The sequence below is a fragment of the Nonomuraea sp. NPDC049750 genome, from assembly GCF_040659625.1.
In the GTDB taxonomy this organism is placed as follows: Bacteria; Actinomycetota; Actinomycetes; order Streptosporangiales; family Streptosporangiaceae; genus Nonomuraea.
Window position 1 is genome coordinate 260,164 of sequence record NZ_JBFANB010000008.1, and the last position, 19,126, is coordinate 279,289.

The window sequence follows — 19,126 nt, forward strand, 5'->3', positions numbered from 1 at the left end:
TCCCGGTCGCTGTCACCCTTTGGGGAGATCACCTGGATCCGCTCACCATGACCTGGGTCATGGCCGTACAAGGGCAGGGAGCCTGATGGAGCCCACCAAAGTCTTGCCGATCATCGCGATCGCCTCGCTGGTCACGGTCGAGTTCGGCGGGCACGCGCTGCTGCGCTTCATCACCACCGATCGCGACAAGCTGGGTGAGTTCCGCGAGCGGTTCTTCCGCGCCGGCCACGCGCATGCCGGAGCGTTGCTGCTGCTCTCCCTCGTGTACCTGCTCTACCTGCCCCGTGCCGGTTTCTCCGACGGGCTGGAGTGGCTGACCGGCGGTGTCCTGCTGGCCGGGGTGCTGGCGCAATCGGGTGGATTCTTCCTGCACCTGGCCGTTGGCGAGCAGGGTGCCCGCTCGTCCGGCACGATGGTCACCCGGGCCGGGGGACTGCTCCTCGCCGCCGCGCTGATCGCCCTGGCCGTGGGCCTCGTGGGTGGGGCTTAACACAATGGGAGACATGATGATCTTAGTGACCGGCGCCACCGGCAATGTCGGATCGGCACTGGTGGCCGCTCTGGCTCAGGCCGGGCAGGGGGTGCGCGCGCTCGTACGCGATCCGCGGGCCGCCACGCTGCCGCCCGGCGTCCAGCCCGTCACCGGCGACCTGAACGAGCCCGGCAGCCTGTCCGATGCCCTGAACGGCGTGCGGGGGGTGTTCCTGCTGCCGGGATACGCGGACATGTCAGGACTGCTGGCCCAGATACGGCGGGCGGGGGTGGAACGGGTCGTGCTGCTGTCGGGCGGCTCGGCCGCGCAGGCGGACATGAGCAACGCGGTCTCCCGCTACATGGCGCTGTCCGAGCAGGCCACGCGAGAGGCGGGCGTGCCCTGGACCTTCCTGCGGCCCAGGGCGTTCATGTCCAACGCGCTGCGCTGGCTGCCGCAGCTTCAGGCCGGCGACCTGGTGCGCGTACCGTTCGCCGGGGTGGCGGCCGCGACCATCGACCCCGCCGACATCGCGGCGGTCGCGGCCCTGGCGCTGACGAGCGGCGGGCACGAGGGCCGGATCTACGAGCTGACCGGCCCTGACTCGCTGCTGCCCGCCGACCAGGTCGCCGTGCTGGCCAAGGTGCTGGGCAGGGACCTGCGCTGCGAGGGCCAGCCGGACGAGGAGGCGCGGGCGCAGATGGAGGCGACCACGCCGGTCGAGTACGTCGACGCCTTCTTCAGCTTCTACGTCGACGGCACACTCGACGAGTCCCAGGTCCTGCCGACCGTTCAGGAGGTGACGGGACACCCGCCCCGCACCTTCGAACAGTGGGCGCGGGCACACGCCGACGCCTTCCTCTGATCTCGCCCCTCGTCCGGGTGCCGTCGATCATGGACGCGATTGGTGAGCCGACCGGCGGTTTCCTCGACTGTCCCCCATGCGAGGCTGCCGCTCCAGCGAAATGTTACGTAGTATCCGGACATCACGAGCGTTGGGGGCGCCAGGGTGCCAGGACAGAGCGTGGGTGTGGTCGTCGATCCGGGAGTACCCCCGGAGGTCGCCGGAATGCTGCGTGCGAACGCCCCGCTCCTGTCCAGGATCCGAGCAGGCTGGGTGCCCCCTGCCGTGCAGCCGGTCGAGCGGCGCTGGCCGTCGAGCCTGGCGCTGCTGGCCGCAACACCCCTGGTCGTCGCGCTGATGTCCGCGCTCCTGGCCTCCCCGGTGAAGCCGATCGGCTTCGTGCTGCTGGGCGGCTTCGTCTTCGTCGTGCTCGTCAAGATCGCCTCCATCAACGAGGGGCCGTTACACGACCGCCCCTACGAGCGTGGCGTCTACGAGCGGGCCCGCTGGTATGACGGGCGCTACCTGCTGGCCGACGACTTCGACGCGGAGGCCAAGGTGGTGCTGGCCAGGGCGCAACGGGCGATCGGCGCCGTGCTGCGTTCCCACGTCAACGCCGAAGGACTGCTGGACGACGCGCGCAACGCCGTGATGCTGCCGGAGCAGGAGTGGGAGATCGCCCGGCTGCTGGCCAAGCTCTCGGCCCTGCGCGGTGAGCACAAGGAACTGCTGATCCGCGGCATCGCGCCGGAGGTCGCGGCGGTGATCGAGCCGCTGGATCGCGCCCTGGTCACCAGCGAGGCCGCGGTCGTGGCGCGGGTCGAGGCGCTGGAACGTTACGCCGGGCACGTCGCCGAGGCCGAGCGCGCTTACCACGCCCGCGGCCAGATCGAGGAGCTGCGGGCCCGGCTGCCGCGCTACGAGGAGCTCTTGGCCGAGTCGGGCGCCGACGCGCTGGCCGTACCCGAGATCGAGAAGCTCGCCGAGGACGCCGACGACCTGGAGCGGCTGCTGCGCAGGAGCGTGAGCTCGGCGCACGAGGCGTTCCGCCACCTGGAAGGCTGATGCCGGAACAGACCGTGAGCAGGCGGTTGCGTCTTGTCGTATGACACGTTCCAGCACCTCGCCAGGTGACAATCCCATAAAATCCGTTTTTGTGGCGGATGTGGTGGTCGATCCAGATGTCCCGGAGGATGACGCCCAGCTGATCACGGAGAGCGAGCATCTCCTGATCCGCATGCGGCGTGGCTGGGCGCCCGACCCCCTGCCGTCCAGGGCATCCGGCAAGACCGGGCGCGTGGCCATCGCGGCCATCACGCTGATGGTTCTGTCCCTTCTGCTGTCCGGGACGCACGTCTTCCGGGGAGGCGGCCTGCTGCTGGTCGGCCTCATCGCCATCCCCGTCCTGCTCGTGGTCTTCCTCCGCAAGGACCTCGACGAGGACGAGGAGACGGCCGTCGACCGGGAGACCTACGAGCAGCTGCGCTGGTACGAGGGCCGCTACGTGCTCGCCGCCGACCTCGACGAGTCTTCTCGCAGGCTGCTCGCCCGGGCCAGGCGGGCCGTGGCCACGGTGACGCACTCGGCGGTCAACGTCGAAGGACTGCTGGACGACGTGCGCAACGCCGTGATGCTGCCCGCCCAGGAGTGGGAGATCGCCCGGCTGCTGGCCAAGCTGTCGGCGCTGCGGACCAAGCACCGCGAGACCATGTCGGAGGTGAACTCGCCGGAGGTCGCCGCCGTGGCCGAGCCGCTCGCCCGGGCGCTCGACAGCAGCGAGGAGGCCGTCGTGGCCCGGGTGGAGGCGTTGGAACGGTACGCCGCCAATGTGGCCGACGCCGAGCGCGCCTACCGGGCCCACCATCAGATCGAGGAGTTGCGGGGCCGGATCCACCAGTATGAGGAGCTGGTGTCCGAGTCGGGCGCGGACGGCTTCGCCGTACCGGAGATCACCCGGCTCGCGGAGGACGCCGACCAGCTGGAGCGGGCGCTGCGGCGGAGCGTGCGCTCCGCCCACGAGGCCTTCCGCTACCTGGACCCCTGACAGCTGTCCGGGACTATCGGACGTGCGCGGCCTCCAGCAGCACGTCGCACAGAGCCTCGGCCGCGTCGATCCGGCCCAGCTTGCGCGCCGCCTCGGCCATCGTCGCGCGCAGGCCGGGATCGGCCAGCAGCGGCATCAGCTCGGCCAGCAACTGCTCGCCCGTCGGGTGCGGCTCCAGCAGCGCGCGGCCCGCGCCCGCGGAGGCCAGGTAGCCGGCGTTCTTGCGCTGCTCGTCGCCGCCGGTCGGGATCAGCGGGATCAGCACCGACGGTCGGCCGATGGCGGTCAGCTCCGACACCGTCCCGGCGCCGCTGCGCGCGATCACCACGTCGGCCGCGGCGAACAGATCGGGCAGCTCCGAGCCCACGTACGGCACCGGGTGGTAGCGGTCGGCCAGGTCCGGCGGCAGCGCGGTGGCGCGCATCTGGTCGATCCACGCGGGCCCGCACTGGTGCACGATCTGGGCGTGCGGCAGCAGCCGCGGCAGGATCTCCGCGATCAGCGTGTTGATCTGCTTGCTGCCCTGGGCGCCGCCTGTCACGTAGATCAGCGGCACCTCGAACGTCAGCCCGAACAGGTCGTAGGCCGCGGCCCGATTGCCCTGCAGCAGTTCCGGCCTGATCGGATTGCCGGTCACCACGGCCTTCGCGCGCGCCGACGGCGGCAGGTATTCCAGCGACGACTCGTGGGACAGCGCGATCCGCGTCGCCAGCCTGGCCAGGATCCGGTTGGCCAGCCCCACCACCGTGGTCTGCTCGTGCATCACCAGCGGGCGGCGGATCAGCTTGGCCGCCACACCGATCGGCACCGCCACGTAACCCCCGGTCGACAGCACCACGTCGGGCAGGTAGCGGGCGGCGTGCCCGATCGCCTGGACCACGCCCACCGGGATGCGGAACACGTCGGCGATGTTGGTGCCGAGCTCCTTGAGGTTGGGCCGGCGCCGCAGCTTTCCGGTGGTGATGGCCTTGAACGGGATGCCGTGCTCGGTGGTGATCCTGGCCTCCAGGCCGTTGGCCGTGCCCACCCAGAGCACATCGTGCGGCACCTGACGTCGCTGAACGGCCGACAGGGTCGTCAGGGCCGGATAGGTGTGACCGCCGGTGCCGCCGCCGGTGATCAACAGTCGCAGGGTTCGTGACATGCGATCAGACTAGGGCCCCGGCGGGAAAGGTCGTCGCGCCGCACGGTCACTCAGGGCTCGGCTTCGCCGTACAGGCGGTTGACCGGTAGCGTTTCCTCATGCGACTCGGCGTGCTGGACATCGGCTCGAACACCGTCCACCTACTCGTCGTGGATGCCCACCGCGGCGCGCGGCCACTGCCCGCCTACTCGCACAAGGAGGAGCTGCGGCTGACCGAGCACCTCGACGAGCGCAACGAGCTGTCCGCCGAGGGCATCGAGCGGCTCGGCGAGTTCGTCGAGGAGGCGCTGAGCATCGCCGAGGACAAAGGCGTGGAAAACTTCCTGGCCTTCGCCACCTCGGCCGTGCGCGAGGCCGCCAACGGCGAGCACGTGCTAGCGCAGATCAACGACCGCTGCGGCGTGCACATCGAGGTCCTGTCCGGCAGCGACGAGGCCAGGCTGACGTTCCTGGCCGTGCGGCGCTGGTTCGGCTGGTCGTCGGGGCGGCTGCTCGCCTTCGACATCGGGGGCGGCTCGCTGGAGATCGCCGCCGGGGTCGACGAGGAGCCCGACGTCGCCGTCTCGCTGCCGCTCGGCGCGGGGCGGCTCACCCGCGGCTGGTTCGCCTCCGACCCGCCGTCCGCCGACGAGGTCCGCAACCTGCGCCGGCACGTACGCGCCCAGATCGCCCGCACGGTCGGCGACATCGTCCGATACGGCGAGCCCAACCGGGCCGTGGCCACCTCCAAGACCTTCAAACAGCTGGCCAGGATCGCCGGGGCCGCGCCCACCAACGACGGCCTCTATGTCTCCCGGTCGCTGTCGCGGCAGGACATGGCCGAGTGGGCCGTCAAGCTGACCACCATGAGCTCGGCCGAGCGGGCCGCGCTGTCGGGCGTGTCCGACGGGCGGGCCGCGCAGCTGGCCGCGGGGGCCATCGTGGCCCACGCGACCATGGACCTCTTCGAGGTCGACCGGCTGGAGGTCTGCCCCTGGGCGCTGCGCGAGGGCGTCATCCTGCGTCGCCTCGACATGCTGCCCAGTCGGCCGGATGTGACGTCGAGGTAACCGCGATCTACCCGAATCTCGCGCATAACTGCCGGTTCTCGGGGCATCTCCGGCTGATGTTGGCAGTGCTCAGCACGATCGCCTCGCTGGTGATCGTCCTCATCCTGGCGTTCCTGGCCGTCTTCCTCATCTCCGTGGCCGTCCTGCTCGCGCTCGCGCTGATGGCGGGATCGACGGCCCACAAGCCCGAGGCGCGGCCGGTCATGGGAGGGCTCGAGGCACGGTTGCGGGGGACGACGATTGGGAGAACACGATTGGGGAGGAGGGGTGAGCAGGTACGACCGTCCGCCTGAGCGTGGGGGTCGTGCTTTTCAGTTGGCGATGAAGTGCGGCCCCGCCGCGCCCGGCGCGAAGCGCAGGCGCTTCTCCAGGCATACCACCGACCCGTCCTCGTGCCGGTTGGTGAAGCGGATGTCGTCGGCCAGCGCCCGCATGATCTGGATCCCCCGGCCGGACTCGGCGTTGGGCGCCGCCCCGCCGTTGTTGGGTGGCGGGTCGAAGCCGCCGCCCATGTCGATCACTCTGATGACGCAGAGCTTGTCGTAGACCCCCGCGCTCACCACGAACTCGTCGCTGGGGCCCGCGTGCCTGACGACATTGGAACACGCCTCGGTGAGCATGAGCTCGATGTCGTCGCGGATCTGCGGCTCCACCCCCAATGACCTCAGTGTGCCGTCGAACATCTGCCTGATCAGGGGGACGCTGGCCGCATCCCTGGGCAGCCGGAGCGCTATCGTGGCCTCCACCGCACCTCCTCCGTAGTCCCTTGGACGCGTCAGTGGCCACTCCTCTGCCCATTCAGACCCGCCCCAATCGTCCCTACGGTTCCATGAGGCGGAGCGCCACCTCCATCGCGGCCTGGCTGATCTCCTCTTCGGTCAGCTTCTCGTCCTGCGTCATCCACTTGCCGGCGTGCAGCGTGAACAGCGCCATCGAGCGGCTGATGCGCACGGCCAGCGGGTCGCCGGGATCGGTGACCTCGGAGGTCAGCTCCAGCATCACCTCGCGCATCCGAAGGATCTTCGGGTGATCGCGCAGCGCCGTCTGGTTGCGCTCCATGAAGCGGGCGACCTCGAGGTAGCGCTCGTTCGTCAGCTTGTCGGCGTAGCGCAGGAGCAGCTCGCGGCGCGTCTCCGGCGTGTTCGACCGGCTCCTGAACCAGGCCAGGAGCTCCTCCATGTCCGCCACCCGCAGGTCGGCCAGGCTGGCGACGATGTCTTCCTTGGTCTTGAAGTGGTAGTAGAGCGCCGCCTTCGTCACGCCGAGCTCCTCCGCGATCTCTCGCAGCGAGGTCGCTTCGTAACCCTGCTCGATGAAGAGCTTGAGCGCGATCTCCTGGATCCGGCTCCGCGTGTCTTCCCGCAATGTGCACCTATTTCGACTTGTATCGACTTGACCGTCGGCAAGTAAGGTTTCTAGCTTATTCTATGCTTGCCGGTCGGCAGGTAAGCAAGGACGTCCTGTGGGGGTGTGTATGGCGGAAACGGTCGCACGACGGCGTGAAGTCATGGTGGTCCTGCCCGGGCTGATGCTCGCGATGCTCCTCGCCATGCTCGACAACATGATCATGGGTACGGCGATGCCGCGCATCGTCGGCGAACTCGGGGGACTGACCCATCTGTCATGGGTCGTCACAGCCTACGTTCTCGGTACGACGGTCTCCACCCCCATCTGGGGAAAGATCGGCGACCTGTACGGCCGTAAGACCATCTTCATGATCTCGATCGTGATCTTCATGATCGGCTCCATGCTCTGCGGGATGGCGGGCTCCTCCCTGCTCGGCGGCCCCGACGGCGGAATGGCCGAGCTGATCGGGTTCCGCGCGCTGCAGGGTCTGGGCGCCGGCGGCCTCGTGGTCAACGTGATGGCCATCATCGGCGACCTGGTGCCGCCCCGCGAGCGCGGCCAGTACCAGGGCATCATGGCGGGCGTCATGTCGCTGGCCATGATCGCCGGCCCGCTGGTGGGCGGCTTCATCACCGACAACCTCGACTGGCGCTGGGCCTTCTACGTGAACCTGCCGGTCGGCGCCATCGCCCTGGTCGTGCTGGCGCTGAGGTTGAAGCTCCCCAAGCTGCACAACCGGGTGCGGATCGACTGGCTGGGCGCGATCCTGCTGTCCGTCAGCATCACCGCGATGGTCCTCATCACCACCTGGGGCGGCAACCAGTACGGCTGGGGCTCCTGGCAGATCCTCACTCTGGCCGCGCTCGCCGTGGTCACGCTGGCGGTGTTCATCTTCGCCGAAGGCAGGGCGGCCGAGCCGATCATGCCGCTCCAGCTGTTCCGCAACCGCAACTTCGCCCTGATCTCGGGCATCGGCTTTCTGCTCGGCTTCGCCATGTTCGGCGCCATCAACTTCCTGCCGCTGTTCCAGCAGACGGTTCAGGGCGCCTCGGCGACCAACTCGGGCCTGCTACTGCTGCCGATGATGGCCTCGGCCATGGTGGTGTCGCTGTTCGTCGGCCGGGCCATCACCGCCACGGGCAAGTACAAGATCTACCCGGTGCTCGGCGGCGTCGGCATGGCCGTGGCCATGTGGCTGCTGTCGACCATGGACGTCGCCACGCCCAGCTGGCGGACGGGCGTCTACATCGCCGTCCTCGGCCTCGGCATGGGCTTCCTCATGCAGACCACGATGCTCATCGCGCAGAACAGCGTCGAGCAGAAGGACCTCGGCGTCTCCAGCAGCGCCGCCACGTTCTTCCGCTCGATCGGCGGCTCGTTCGGCGTCTCGATGTTCGGCGCCATCTTCAACAACCACCTCCTGTCCGAGCTGACCGGCCGGTTCGGCCCGCAGGCGGCGGACAAGATCGCCAAGGGCGGCGGCCGGTTGGACCCGGCGACGCTCGGCCAGATGCCGCCGCAGATGCGCATCGGCCTGCTGGAATCACTCGCGGCGTCGATCTCCGGCGTCTTCTGGTGGGCCATCATGTTCGCCGTGGCCGTGCCGGTGCTGGCGGTCTTCATCAAGGAGATCCCCCTGCGCGGGGGCCCGTCGGCCGACGCCGCCCAGCAGGAGGCGGTCAGCCCGGCGGCAGGCTGAACAGCTTGTCGAGCCCGGTCATCCGCATCAGGTTACGCAGATAGGGCGTCAACGCCACCACGCGCAACTCGGCGTCGGCGCCCTCGACCTGCCGCTGGAGGCGTACGAGAGCGGCCAGACCGGAGGAGTCGATGAAGGCCAGCTCCGACAGATCGAGGTCGAGCCGGCGATAACCGGCGTCGAACGTCAGCCCCGATAGCTCGGCGGCGGTGTCGAAGTCGAGGTCGCCGCTGAGCGCCAGCCGGATCGTCATTCCGTCCAGCGTGGCGACATCGATGCGCAGCGGCGTCTTGTCGAGCACCGTCTCAGCTTATCCACCGCGCGGATAATGGGAGGCGTGGGGCGCCCGGGTTCGGGAAAATCGCCGCTATGAAGCCCTCTGCTGCCCATCGGTTCAGCCGCCCACGAGCGGCGGACGCCCCCGCCATCCACGAGCTCGTCGCGGCCTGCGACCTGGCCGTCATCGGTGTTCCCGACGCCACGCTCGCCGACATCGCCGACGAGCTGGCCGAGCCGGACTTCAACCTCGACACCGACGGCTGGCTCGTCCACGACGCCGACGGCACGCTGGTCGGCTGGGCCTGGGCGGGCGCCAAGGGCGACAGCGACATGCTCGACATCGAGGTCCTCGTGCGCCCAGGCGTCGAAGGGCTCGCCGACGAGCTCTGGCGCCTCGTCCTCGACCGCGCCGGGGAGCTGGCGCTGGAGCGGGGCCACGACGCCGCCACGGTCGACATCGGCATCTACCGGGCCGACACCGTCAAGCAGGCGCTGGCCAAGGAGCGCGGTTTCGAGCCCGGCACCAGCTTCCACCGCATGCGCGTCGACCACGAGGGCCCGGTCGAGCCGCCCACCCCGATCCCCGGGCTGACCCTCCACAGCGGGGAGACCGACGCCGTCCGCCGGGAGGCGCACCAGATCTACCAGGAGGCGTTCGCCGACCACTTCGGCTTCGTCAAGAACGACTACGACCATTGGCTCGAACGCAGGCAGGCGCAGAGCATCACCGACTGGACCCAGCTCGCCGTCGCCAGGATCGACGGGCGGCCGGCGGCGGTGGTGATCGGCAACAACCAGTTCGTGCCGGACGAGGACTGCGGCTACGTCGCCACGCTGGCCGTCCTGCCCGAGCACCGGGGGAAGGGGCTGGGCCGCTTCCTGCTGCGGCACGCCTTCGCCGCCGACGCGGCGCGCGGGCGGCGGGGGACGCTGCTGCACGTCGACTCCAACAACACCTCGCCCGCACTCGACCTCTACCTGTCGGCGGGCATGCGGCCGGTCCTGGTGATCGACGTCTGGCGCCGGCTGATCCGCCCCACCCGAGCCGCCTGATCCGCCCCGCCTGAGCCCACCGGCCCCCGTCTTACGGTTGGGTCTCACGGGTGGTGCTCCTTGGGGTGCCGGTAAGAACCTTGTCAGGAGCCCCAAACCGGGTTCTCGATGGTCAGTTCCGGCTTCGTTAATGATCGGTGATGAGCGCGCCCAGGGCGGCGGCCTTGTCGGCCTCGGTGGGCAAGGCGTACCGGCGGGTGGTGTCCAGAGAGCCGTGGCCGAGGAGCTCGGCGACCAGGACGGGGTCTTTGCCGTCGCGGATGAGCTGGGTGGCGAAGGTGTGGCGCAGGACGTGCGGGCCGAAGGGTTCGGTTGGGTCGTCGTTGATGCCGCATGCTTCGCCGAGGCTGGTGATGATGTCGCGGGCGGCGCGGTCGGTCAGGCGGCCGCCGCGCTGGTTGAGGAACACCGCGGCGGCGCCTGCGCCTTTCCAGCCGGCGCGGGCGTCCAGCCAGTCGGTCAGGGCCTGGCGGAGGTCGGGGTGGACGGGCAGGTGGCGGATCTTGCCGCCGTCGCGGCCCTTGCCACGGACACGCAGTTCGCCCTTGCGGGCCGACAGTCGGATGTCGGCCAGGTCGAGGCCGACGACTTCGGCGATGCGCAGGCCGGCGAAGTAGGGCAGCAGGGCCAGGGCCTTCTCGCGAGGGCTGGCGGTGAGCTGGACGTGGCGGACGTAACGGCGGGTGCGCCGTTCGTCCAGGGCACGGGGTGCGGTGCGGCGGGAGTCGCGTTCCCGGCGGGCCTGGGGCTTGCCGAGGCCGCGGCGGGCGTAGAAGTCGTCGATGGCCGATAGGTAGGTGTCGATGGTGTTGGGGGCGCGGCGGCCGTTCTTCAGGTGGCGGCGGAAGTCGCGCACCGCGCCGGTGGCGGCGATGGGGTCGGTGAGCGGGTCGCCGTCGAGGGCGTCGGCTTGGTCGGCGAGCCAGGCGAGGTAGCCGCGCAGCCGGGAGTGGTACTTGGTCTTGCTGGAGTCGGCCAGTGGGGAGCGCTCGAGCGCGGTGGCGTACTGGTCGAGGATCGCCGCGTACGGGGCGGGCAGCGTCACGGCTCGCGACCGGCTTGTGTTTCCGGAAGCTGTTCCGGGGGCCTGCGGGATCTCTGCGGTTGTGTTTCCGGAAGTCACTCCCGGAGTCTACTTCCGGAATTGAGCGATTCCGGAAGTAGGCAGGATCGGTTGCGCCTGCGTCCAGGGGTTTGACCTCAACTGTGGTTGAGGTTGCAGGATGGCGGCCGGGGCGTTGCCCCCTGTATCCGACCTTGAGGAGTGTGCCTGTTGAGCACGGATTCCGGTTTCTATTCGATCATCGACTACACCGTTGATGGCTTTGACACGCAGCGTGAGCTTGTGGAGGCGTTCGCGGAGATCCAGGAGCGGTGGGTGCGCTTCTATCCCGGCTATCGCTCGGCTCGTTTCCATGTGAGCACCGACGGGACCCGGGTGTACAACATCGTGCACTGGGCGAGCGAGGCGGACAACCGCCACTTCGTGGAGACCTCCGACACCGACGGCCGGATGGCCGCGATCGGCAAGGCGCTGGAGGGCCTGTCCGGTAAGGCCGAACCCCGTATGACCGGGGTGCCCACCTACACCGTCGTGCGCGAGGTCGGTCCTGGGCCGCAGCGCCTCGATGCCTGATCGTCCGATCCCTGCCGGCGGGCGGCGGTGCCCGCCGACAGCACGCCGGGTCGCCGAGCTCGCTCCATCAACCACGATCACTGTGCGGAACATTCATGAAGCTTGAGATATACGCCGATGTGCTGTGCCCCTGGTGCTACATCGGCAAGAGACGCCTGACGGCCGCCTTGGCCCAGCACACCGGCCGCGACAGCATCGAGATCGTCTGGCGCGCCTACGAGCTCGCGCCGGACGAAGGCCGCACACCCGGCCCGACCGCCGCGGCGGCCATGGCCGGCTGGTGGGGCGAGCAGGCGCCCGCCCGCATCGACCGGATCCGGTCCCTGGGCGCGGCCGAAGGCCTGGAGCTGAACCTGCATCTGGCCCGCCCGGTGAACACCTTCGACGCGCACCGGCTGGTCAAGCTCGCCGCCGACCGCGGCCAGGCCGACCAGATGATGGAGCTGCTGCTGCACGCCTACCACACCGAGGGGCACAACGTGGCTGACGCGCAGGTCCTGCAGCGCCTCGGCGGCGAGGCCGGACTGGACGCCGGGGAGGTGCGCACTGTGCTGGACGGCGACGACTACGCCGATGAGGTACGCGCCGACCGGCGCCGCGCCGCCGAGCACGGCGTCACCGGCGTGCCCAGCCTCGTGATCGACGGCCGCCCGCCGGTCTCCGGCGTCCAGCCGGTCGCCGATCTGCAACGGCTCCTGCGAAACGACCTGACCGGCTCACACGGCGTTCTGATCAATCCTGACCGGCCAGGCTGACAGACGACTCCGGTCACGCCATCTCGACATCTCTTTCTGGAAGGAATTCTCACCAGCAATGGACATCGGTATCGGGTTGCCCGGTCATGCTCGGTGGGCCGAAGGCACAACCTTGGTGGAGTGGGCACGCCGTGCCGAAGCGCGCGGCTTTTCCACCCTCAGCGTCAGTGACCGTCTGGCCTGGTCGACGCCAGAGCCTTTGATCACTTTGGCCGCCGCGGCCGGCGCCACCTCACGCATCCGGCTCTTGACCAGCGTGCTTCTCGCACCCTTGCGCGCCAACCATGCCCTGTTCGCCAAGGCCGTCACCACCCTGGACCAGCTCGCCGGGTCCGGCCGCCTGCAATTGGGGCTCGCTCCCGGAGCCCGGGAGGACGACTTCCTGCTCAGCGAGGTCGACTACGGCACCAGGGGCAAGCAGTTCGACCAGCTCCTGGTTCGGCTCGCCGCAATCACGGCAGCCGACGACCCCGTGGGCCCGCGGCCGGCCACACCCGGCGGGCCCGCCCTGCTGTTCGGTGGCAACTCGAAAGCGACCCTGCGCCGCATCGCCTCCCACGGAACGGGATGGATCGCCGGCGACGCGACCGTACTGGACGTGCAGGACTTCGCCCCCCAGATTCGGCAGGCTTGGGAGGCGGCCGGCAGAGCCGGCTCGCCCCGCCTGGTGGCATCGGTGATGTACGCGCTCGGCCCCGACGCCGAGGCCGCGATCTCCGATGCCATCGGCTCCTACTACGCCTTCGCCGGCGACGAGTACGCGCAGTACGGCATCTCCATCGCCTACACCCAGCCAGAACAGATCACCGCCGCGATCGCCGCCTTCGACCAGATCGGCTGTGACGAACTGATCTTCATGGGCAACGATCCCGATCCCGCACAAGTTGACCTCCTGGCCGAGGTCATCGGCCTCTGACCGCGGGCCGGGACGGGCGAGGTGGCCAACTGACAGTTACCTCGCCCATGCGGCATCCCCTGGCCACCGAATACAGCGTCGGACGCTCCACCATCCACCGCATCATCCACGGCCCAGAAACCTCCAGGTAGAACGCGGAACCACACCAAGGAGCTGATCTCGAACTCACAGCACCGAGCTGCCCACAAGTCCCATAGCCTCGATCCCGGTCGTTTGTTGGTCGAGCGTGGCGAAGGGTGGTCGATCGGCTGTGAAGCGCGCACGCGCCATCGAGCTCGCCGAGAGCGTCATCACCAGACTGCACACCCAGCGCGACGAGCCGCCCTTGAACGTGGTCAGCGAGCTGCACGTGTTCGGGTCCTTCGCCCGCGGCGCCACCGAGGTCGGAGACCTCGACCTCGACTTCGAGGTTGACGCTCCCTCGCCGCAGTGGACCGCCCTGGCCCGCAGCCTTCCCCTCCAGGTCTTTCCCGAGACCTTGATCATCAGAGAACTGCGGCAGCGACGGCGTTCCATTCAGATCGTCGCCCGCAGGAAAGACGACGACCGATTTCAGATGACGCTCCTGTGGCGCCGCGGCGATGACCTGAGCACGGCGCTCGCCCGCCTCCACGCGATCGCCGAGGACCCGAACGCCGGCCGGGCCCAGCGCGATTACATGCTGGCTGAGTTCGAGGGCCTCGAAGGCCGCATCAACCAGGCCCACCGGCAGCTCATCCTGGAAGCGGTCGAGGCCGATGCGCTGGCCATCGAACGGTTCGACCTGGCTGATCGCGAGCCGCTCTCCGAGCTCGCGCGGCTGCATCTGAAGCGGCGCTGGAAGACGACCAGCCCGCTGTTTCGCGCGGGCGCGGCGGTGCTGGCGCGCTTGGAGGAGGAGGGGGTGGACCTTCATGACGTCCACCTGCACGGCCAGGACCTCGTGTACAACGCCGACACGGCCCACTACGCCGGCTTCAACCTGAAGTACCTGCGCATCCTTCCGCTCTGGATCGCCGAGTTCGGCTGCAGGCAGCACCTGGAGGTCGTGCACCCCACCAAGACGAGCCCCTTGACCTGCCTGCGCCTTTCCGTACGCCGACGCGAGTACCTCGACTCGGAGATGCAGACCCGATGGGAGTAGCGGGCATGGGGCAGGCGCTGTACCTTCGACGGCACTGCAGCCCCATGCGCATCGGGACCACGAGCGAGGCCACGGTCATCCCTCCTTCGGGCACCGTCGCCGACGACGACAGGGAAGGCCAACCCCGGACCTCCACCGAAGCGTCCAGCTAAGTTACTCGCGGGTACCGCCAACGGCTGTCCGCAGGTTCCTCAACCCCGGACTGGACCGCGTTCGCCCCGGAACGCGACCTTGTCCCGCTGCGCGCCGCGCTCGCCGAGCTGGAGCGACGCCACGGTGTCGTCGACGCGCACCGGTACGCGACCGAACGGATCCGGGAGCACGGCGCGCTGCTGCGCCATCCGGACGTCCACCAGGTCGAGATCACCGCACAGGCGCTCAGCCCGTCAGGCCGGTATCTGGCCGTGGGCGACTTCGGCGGCGACGACTACGACCGCGGAGCCACCCTGCAGATCTGGGAGGTGACCACCGGGCGGTGCGTCAACGTCATCGACTGGATCGAGGGCGGGATCGGCTGGCCCGGCTACGGCGAGGTCATCCAGTGGTCGGCGGACGAGTCGCGCCTCGCCCTGGCCTACCGGTCGAGCAACGTGGGCGTCTGGGATCCGTTCGGCGGGGAGACCGAACCCATCGGAACCGCTCGCCTCACCTACTCGGGACGTCCGGATCCGTTCGCCCTCGCGCCCGACGGCGTGCGCGCCTACGTGCTCCAGGAGGCCGACGCGCGCGCTCACGGCGCCGTCGTCCCGCTGGACGGCGGGGCGGTCTGGCCGGACGACCGCCACCTGAGCGCGGTGCTCGCCCTGCTCCCCGAGCTGCCGATGCCCTTCTACGGCGGCATCAGCTCGAACGACCGCCCGTGGGTCGCCTTTACGGCCCTGCGAATCGTCACCACCGGTGTCGACGTCGACCCCTGGTGACGGGAAGGGCGTGCCAAGGCTTCCGTTTGAACAAAGCCGCTCCCGCCGGCGTCTAACCCTCCATGATCAGCGTAACGCTCTCCTTCCTGCTGGCCCTCTCCCCGGCGGCCGTGACCGAGATCCCGAAGAACTTCCTGCTCACCGAAAGCGATGCGCGCAAGCCCCAGCCCGCCAATGTGGCGTCCGAACAGGGCTACAAGATCAGCGACAAGCTCACCGACCCATTGGAGCTGAACCCGTGCTGGCACCGGAAGGCCGTCGACCGCGGCAGGGTGGCGGCCCGCACGATCACCCTCTGGACCAGCGCCCCCAGCAGTTCCTCCGAACAGCTCGTCCTCTACAAGACCCCCCGTGCCGCCCATGCCGCGCTCACCCGCCTGCGCACCGAGGTCAAGCGGTGCGCGCGCAAGGGCGACCCGTCGTCGCCCGAGCTCGAGATCAGGTGGCGGACGAGCAAGGTCAAGGTGGGCGATGAGGCCATGGGGATGGGGTTCGAGACCTTGCAGGACGGGAGCGTGAACGACACGATCAGCGGTGTCGTGGCGCGCCGGAACAGCGCCCTGATGATCTACACGACCACCTTGGGAGGCTACGAGCCCGGCGGGCTGGCCAAGGCGACCAAGAAGATGGCCGCCAAGGTGTGCAAGCTGCCTGGCGTCTGCTGACGGCTGCGGGGCCACTCGGCTTCGGCCGGTGAGTGGTTCTCGGCGGGCGCCAGCCGGACAGCGCGGCTCGCGGGCTCGGTGGCCTGCCCGTGACGGCTGAGCTGTAGCCGGCGCCAGGTGAGGTGGGCGCCGATCAGCAGCATCAAGCAGGGCGGTGCGGATGTTGTTCACAGCGGCGGCGTGCTCGACTTCCTCAAGTGACCACGCACCCGTGGCGCCGTTCCAGGGGGCCGGCGCCACCCGCGCCTGGTACTTGATCGCTCCTACTGCTCGCCCTGGGACAGGTGGGCCTTGGCGTCGTCGTAGGAGGCGTCACCGCTCGCCCCGGCGGGCCGATAGACCAGGTACAGCACACCCGTCGTGAACGTCTCGGACTTGATCAGTTCCAGAGGGATGGAGTTCTCCCCCTCGTCGAACAAGCGCTCGCCCTTGCGGACGGCGATCGGGTGCACCAGCAGGTGCAGTTCGTCCAGCAGTCCCGCGGCCAGCAGCTGGCGGACCACCGAGACCGAGCCGCTGACGGCGATGCGGCCGCCCTGCTCGTTCTTCAACGCGGTCACGGCCTCGGCCAGGTCGCCCTGGAGCAGCTCGGAGTTCGGCCAGGTGAACTCCAGGGGCTGGCGCGACACGACGATCTTCCGCGCGTCGCCGAGCGTCTTCGCGAAGCCGGCGTCCTCGCCGCCCTCGGCCTCCCGCTCTGGCCACGCTCCGGCGAAGCTGTCGTAGGTCTTGCGCCCCAGGAGCAGGGCCGATCCCGTCACCAAGGGCACCGCTCCTGACGCCCGGGCGTACTGGAGGCTGATGGCCATGGCCACCCTCGCGGTCACCGGAGCGTTCGCCGGATACACCTACGTCACCCCGTTCCTGACCGACGTGAGCCATTTCCCCGCCGCGGCGATCGGGCCGCTCCTGCTGGTGCGGGGCATCGCCAGCTTGCTGGGCGTCGCCGTCGGCGGGCACCTGGCCGACCGCGACGCCCGGGCGGCGATGGTCGTCCCCCGGGCGGCCCAGAGCGTGGCGCTGCTCGGGCTGTACGTTCTCGGTGACGTGCCGCTGGTGGCGGCCGGGCTGGTCGCGCTGACCGGGCTGGCGTTCTCCGCCATGTGCACCGCCGCCGCCAGCCGGATCCTGCAGGTCGCCCCGGGCAGTGTGGAGCTCGCCTCGGCGGGCGTGAGCACCGCGTTCAACGTCGGGATCACCGCCGGCGCGTTCATCGGCAGTGTCCTGCTGCCCGGCTTCGGCGTCCGGAGCACCGCGCTGGTGGCGGGGTGCTGAGCCTGGCCGCGCTCGCTCTCACGATCACTCGTCCTTGCGCCAGCGCGCGCAGGTGGAAGGCGGCGGTCTTGGGACGGCGGTCGCGCGTGAAAACACCCTTCTTGTTGCCGTCGACGCGGAAGACGCCCGGCGTGGTGGCGAAGTCGGCGAAGTTCCAGACCTGCTCGCCCACCACCGCGTCGACCCGGTCGAAGACCCGGTGATACACGTCGAGCAGGTCGGCCTGGTACTCCTCGGTCCACGGGGCGGGCACGACGCTGCGCAGGCCGGGGTAGGTGTCGGCGCCGTATTCGGTGATGACGATCGGCTTGTCATGCGCCTCCGCCCACTGCCGCAGTTCGGCCTCCAGCGCGGTCTGGGCCGCTGCCAGGTCGCCGGGGCCGAAGTACCAGCCGTAGTACCGGTTGAGCAGGACGACGTCGAACAGGTCGGTGACCACGCACTGGTCCGGCGTCGCGAGCAGCGCGTTGGCGTAGGCCACGGGTCGGGTCGGGTCGAGGCGGCGGGCTTCCGCGGCGAGCGGGGCGAAGTAGTCGCGCGCTTCGGGCTGGACGTGGTCGGGTTCGTTGGCCACGGACCACAGCACGACGCTGGGACGGTTCTTGTCGCGGGCCACCAGTTCCCGGATCGCCTGCAGGTGGATGCGCCGGGTGTCTTCGCTGATCGTGTCCGGGGAGAAGGTGGACACCCGTTCGCCGGAGGTGAAGACACCACCGCCGATGTTGAGGTTGAGCCCGACGGCGGCCGTCTCGCCGATGACGACCACGCCGTGCCGGTCGGCGTAGTCGAGGACCTCCTCCGCGTACGGGTAGTGCGAGGTGCGGAAGGAGTTCGCGCCGATCCACTCCATCAGCGCGAAGTCATGCACCATCAGCACGTCGTCGTGCCCCTTGCCGCGCACCGCCGCGGCCGGAAGGAGGGCGTGGCGTACGCCGTGCTGCAGTACGTTCGCCGCAACCTCGAACGGCCCGAGATGCTGAGGCTGCTCGCCCTCATGGCCGCCGAGTCGTCGGCGCCGGACCATCCGGCGCATGAGTGGTTCCGTGACAGGTACGAGAGGACGATCGGCCTGCTCGCGACCGCCGTCCGCCGGGACCAGGACGAGGGCCGCGTCTCCAACGCCAGGGACCCCAAGGGCATCGCCGAGTCCCTCGTGGCCCTGCCTGCATGTGCTGAACGGGTTGTCAGCGGACTCAGCGCGGTCGTTGTGGGAGCTGGCCACGGGTGAGGATGGGTTCCTGCTGGAGTGTAAGTCCGACCCCGGGCGGCTGGGGCTGGAGACGCTGCTGGAGGAGATCGTCAAGCTGCGGCGGGCCAAGGCTCTGGGGCTGGCGGCGGATCTGTTCGGCGGGTACTCGGATCGGCTGGTGGCCTCCTGGCGGGCGCGGGCGATGGCCTCGCATCCGTCGGACTTCGCGGCGAACCAGCAGCCGATCCGGTTGACGTTGGTAGCGGCGTTGGCGTGGTCGCGGACGACGGAGATCACGGACGCGCTGGTCGATCTGTTCATCGGCCTGGTGTCGAAGATCAATACTCGGGCGGAGCGGAATGATGCAAGCGAGGGCGGGCTCAAAGGAACGGTGACAGCTCGCGCAGTAGCGCGGCCTTCGGGCGGGCGCCGGTGATCTGCTTGATCAGCTGTCCGTGCCGGTACAGGTTGAGCGTAGGGACTGACACGATGTCGTGCTGCGCGGCCAGGTGAGGGTTCTCATCAAGGTTCACCTTGACGATCTTTAGCTTGCCCTCGTACTCGGTGGCGATCTCGTCGAGGATCGGGGCGAGCATTCGGCAGGGGCCACACCACTGCGCCCAGAAGTCGACCAGGACCGGCTGCTGGCCGGCCAGCACCTCGTCGGCGAAGTCCTGCTCGCTCAGGTGTTTGACGGATGTCATGGGAGGCTCCTC

The 19,126-nt window shown here is 69.4% G+C and carries 26 protein-coding genes; 17 read left to right on the plus strand and 9 right to left on the minus strand.

What is annotated here, in order from left to right; genetic code table 11:
• The first annotated feature begins 85 nt into the window (after positions 1-85).
• The 4 genes from AB0J16_RS23235 to AB0J16_RS23250 all read left to right on the plus strand — a co-directional run bounded on the left by AB0J16_RS23235 (position 86) and on the right by AB0J16_RS23250 (position 3,360).
• On the plus strand, positions 86-490 hold the full coding sequence (locus AB0J16_RS23235) for a hypothetical protein (protein WP_358542804.1): 405 nt from the start codon (positions 86-88) through the stop codon (positions 488-490).
• A gap of 13 nt (positions 491-503) precedes the next feature.
• Positions 504-1,337: an NmrA family NAD(P)-binding protein gene (locus AB0J16_RS23240; RefSeq protein ID WP_358542806.1), complete on the plus strand. Its 834-nt coding sequence runs from the start codon at positions 504-506 to the stop codon at positions 1,335-1,337.
• A gap of 159 nt (positions 1,338-1,496) precedes the next feature.
• Positions 1,497-2,381, plus strand: a complete 885-nt coding sequence (locus AB0J16_RS23245) for a hypothetical protein (RefSeq protein ID WP_358542808.1) — start codon at positions 1,497-1,499, stop codon at positions 2,379-2,381.
• Between the two features lie 91 nt (positions 2,382-2,472).
• Positions 2,473-3,360: a hypothetical protein gene (locus tag AB0J16_RS23250; protein WP_358542810.1), complete on the plus strand. Its 888-nt coding sequence runs from the start codon at positions 2,473-2,475 to the stop codon at positions 3,358-3,360.
• 13 nt (positions 3,361-3,373) lie between these two features.
• Here the strand turns inward: AB0J16_RS23250 and AB0J16_RS23255 are convergent, their stop codons facing one another.
• Complete coding sequence (locus tag AB0J16_RS23255) at positions 3,374-4,504, minus strand: UDP-N-acetylglucosamine--N-acetylmuramyl-(pentapeptide) pyrophosphoryl-undecaprenol N-acetylglucosamine transferase (RefSeq protein WP_358542812.1); 1,131 nt, start codon at positions 4,502-4,504, stop codon at positions 3,374-3,376.
• Between the two features lie 98 nt (positions 4,505-4,602).
• Between AB0J16_RS23255 and AB0J16_RS23260 the strand changes: the two genes are divergently transcribed.
• Together AB0J16_RS23260 and AB0J16_RS23265 are read left to right on the plus strand one after the other, a co-directional pair.
• Positions 4,603-5,553, plus strand: coding sequence for a Ppx/GppA phosphatase family protein (locus tag AB0J16_RS23260; RefSeq protein WP_358542815.1), 951 nt, complete (start codon positions 4,603-4,605; stop codon positions 5,551-5,553).
• A gap of 56 nt (positions 5,554-5,609) precedes the next feature.
• A complete protein-coding gene (locus AB0J16_RS23265; RefSeq protein WP_358542818.1) occupies positions 5,610-5,846 on the plus strand; it encodes a hypothetical protein in 237 nt (78 codons plus the stop codon).
• 18 nt (positions 5,847-5,864) lie between these two features.
• Here the strand turns inward: AB0J16_RS23265 and AB0J16_RS23270 are convergent, their stop codons facing one another.
• Both AB0J16_RS23270 and AB0J16_RS23275 read right to left on the minus strand, forming a co-directional pair.
• Positions 5,865-6,299 carry an ATP-binding protein gene (locus AB0J16_RS23270; protein WP_358542821.1) on the minus strand — a complete coding sequence of 145 codons (435 nt, stop codon included), beginning with the start codon at positions 6,297-6,299 and terminating at the stop codon, positions 5,865-5,867.
• A 73-nt stretch (positions 6,300-6,372) separates the two neighbouring features.
• Positions 6,373-6,918, minus strand: a complete 546-nt coding sequence (locus AB0J16_RS23275; protein ID WP_358542823.1) for a helix-turn-helix domain-containing protein — start codon at positions 6,916-6,918, stop codon at positions 6,373-6,375.
• A 109-nt stretch (positions 6,919-7,027) separates the two neighbouring features.
• Between AB0J16_RS23275 and AB0J16_RS23280 the strand changes: the two genes are divergently transcribed.
• Entirely contained in the window at positions 7,028-8,599 is a 1,572-nt protein-coding gene (locus AB0J16_RS23280) for an MDR family MFS transporter (RefSeq protein WP_358542825.1), read from the plus strand.
• Here the strand turns inward: AB0J16_RS23280 and AB0J16_RS23285 are convergent.
• Positions 8,580-8,900, minus strand: a complete 321-nt coding sequence (locus AB0J16_RS23285) for an STAS domain-containing protein (protein WP_358542829.1) — start codon at positions 8,898-8,900, stop codon at positions 8,580-8,582. The two genes, AB0J16_RS23280 and AB0J16_RS23285, sit on opposite strands and share 20 nt — an antisense overlap.
• 68 nt (positions 8,901-8,968) lie before the next feature.
• On the opposite strand from AB0J16_RS23285, the gene AB0J16_RS23290 reads away from it, so the two are divergent.
• Positions 8,969-9,931: a GNAT family N-acetyltransferase gene (locus AB0J16_RS23290; RefSeq protein ID WP_358542831.1), complete on the plus strand. Its 963-nt coding sequence runs from the start codon at positions 8,969-8,971 to the stop codon at positions 9,929-9,931.
• 127 nt (positions 9,932-10,058) lie between these two features.
• On the opposite strand, the gene AB0J16_RS23295 is transcribed toward AB0J16_RS23290, so the two are convergent.
• Positions 10,059-10,976: a tyrosine-type recombinase/integrase gene (locus tag AB0J16_RS23295; protein WP_358448526.1), complete on the minus strand. Its 918-nt coding sequence runs from the start codon at positions 10,974-10,976 to the stop codon at positions 10,059-10,061.
• 219 nt (positions 10,977-11,195) lie between these two features.
• On the opposite strand from AB0J16_RS23295, the gene AB0J16_RS23300 reads away from it, so the two are divergent.
• The 4 genes from AB0J16_RS23300 (at position 11,196) to AB0J16_RS23315 (ending at position 14,361) form a co-directional block, all read left to right on the plus strand.
• The gene (locus AB0J16_RS23300) at positions 11,196-11,567 is read left to right on the plus strand and encodes an antibiotic biosynthesis monooxygenase (RefSeq protein WP_358542833.1); all 372 of its coding nucleotides are present in this window, start codon (positions 11,196-11,198) and stop codon (positions 11,565-11,567) included.
• Positions 11,568-11,662: 95 nt separating this feature from the next.
• The gene (locus tag AB0J16_RS23305) at positions 11,663-12,322 is read left to right on the plus strand and encodes a DsbA family oxidoreductase (RefSeq protein WP_358448530.1); all 660 of its coding nucleotides are present in this window, start codon (positions 11,663-11,665) and stop codon (positions 12,320-12,322) included.
• Positions 12,323-12,380: 58 nt separating this feature from the next.
• The gene (locus AB0J16_RS23310; RefSeq protein WP_358448532.1) at positions 12,381-13,238 is read left to right on the plus strand and encodes an LLM class flavin-dependent oxidoreductase; all 858 of its coding nucleotides are present in this window, start codon (positions 12,381-12,383) and stop codon (positions 13,236-13,238) included.
• Between the two features lie 250 nt (positions 13,239-13,488).
• The gene (locus AB0J16_RS23315; protein WP_358542835.1) at positions 13,489-14,361 is read left to right on the plus strand and encodes a hypothetical protein; all 873 of its coding nucleotides are present in this window, start codon (positions 13,489-13,491) and stop codon (positions 14,359-14,361) included.
• Positions 14,362-14,552: 191 nt separating this feature from the next.
• Here the strand turns inward: AB0J16_RS23315 and AB0J16_RS23320 are convergent, their stop codons facing one another.
• On the minus strand, positions 14,553-14,702 hold the full coding sequence (locus tag AB0J16_RS23320) for a hypothetical protein (RefSeq protein WP_358448538.1): 150 nt from the start codon (positions 14,700-14,702) through the stop codon (positions 14,553-14,555).
• Between the two features lie 63 nt (positions 14,703-14,765).
• Between AB0J16_RS23320 and AB0J16_RS23325 the strand changes: the two genes are divergently transcribed.
• Positions 14,766-15,281, plus strand: coding sequence for a hypothetical protein (locus AB0J16_RS23325; protein ID WP_358542837.1), 516 nt, complete (start codon positions 14,766-14,768; stop codon positions 15,279-15,281).
• 62 nt (positions 15,282-15,343) lie between these two features.
• The gene (locus AB0J16_RS23330) at positions 15,344-15,946 is read left to right on the plus strand and encodes a hypothetical protein (protein WP_358542839.1); all 603 of its coding nucleotides are present in this window, start codon (positions 15,344-15,346) and stop codon (positions 15,944-15,946) included.
• A 263-nt stretch (positions 15,947-16,209) separates the two neighbouring features.
• Here AB0J16_RS23330 and AB0J16_RS23335 read toward each other — a convergent pair whose 3' ends face one another.
• On the minus strand, positions 16,210-16,755 hold the full coding sequence (locus AB0J16_RS23335) for a dihydrofolate reductase family protein (RefSeq protein WP_358542841.1): 546 nt from the start codon (positions 16,753-16,755) through the stop codon (positions 16,210-16,212).
• Here AB0J16_RS23335 and AB0J16_RS23340 point away from each other — a divergent pair.
• Positions 16,754-17,221, plus strand: a complete 468-nt coding sequence (locus AB0J16_RS23340) for a hypothetical protein (protein ID WP_358542843.1) — start codon at positions 16,754-16,756, stop codon at positions 17,219-17,221. The genes AB0J16_RS23335 and AB0J16_RS23340 overlap by 2 nt on opposite strands.
• On the opposite strand, the gene AB0J16_RS23345 is transcribed toward AB0J16_RS23340, so the two are convergent.
• Entirely contained in the window at positions 17,157-18,092 is a 936-nt protein-coding gene (locus AB0J16_RS23345) for a glycoside hydrolase family 2 TIM barrel-domain containing protein (protein ID WP_358543064.1), read from the minus strand. The two genes, AB0J16_RS23340 and AB0J16_RS23345, sit on opposite strands and share 65 nt — an antisense overlap.
• Between AB0J16_RS23345 and AB0J16_RS23350 the strand changes: the two genes are divergently transcribed.
• Positions 18,084-18,449, plus strand: coding sequence for a hypothetical protein (locus AB0J16_RS23350; protein ID WP_358542845.1), 366 nt, complete (start codon positions 18,084-18,086; stop codon positions 18,447-18,449). The genes AB0J16_RS23345 and AB0J16_RS23350 overlap by 9 nt on opposite strands.
• Entirely contained in the window at positions 18,403-18,846 is a 444-nt protein-coding gene (locus tag AB0J16_RS23355) for a hypothetical protein (RefSeq protein ID WP_358448548.1), read from the plus strand. The genes AB0J16_RS23350 and AB0J16_RS23355 overlap by 47 nt, the downstream gene beginning before the upstream one ends.
• On the opposite strand, the gene trxA is transcribed toward AB0J16_RS23355, so the two are convergent.
• The gene (trxA, locus tag AB0J16_RS23360) at positions 18,791-19,114 is read right to left on the minus strand and encodes a thioredoxin (protein WP_358542847.1); all 324 of its coding nucleotides are present in this window, start codon (positions 19,112-19,114) and stop codon (positions 18,791-18,793) included. The two genes, AB0J16_RS23355 and trxA, sit on opposite strands and share 56 nt — an antisense overlap.
• Positions 19,115-19,126 lie beyond the last annotated feature (12 nt).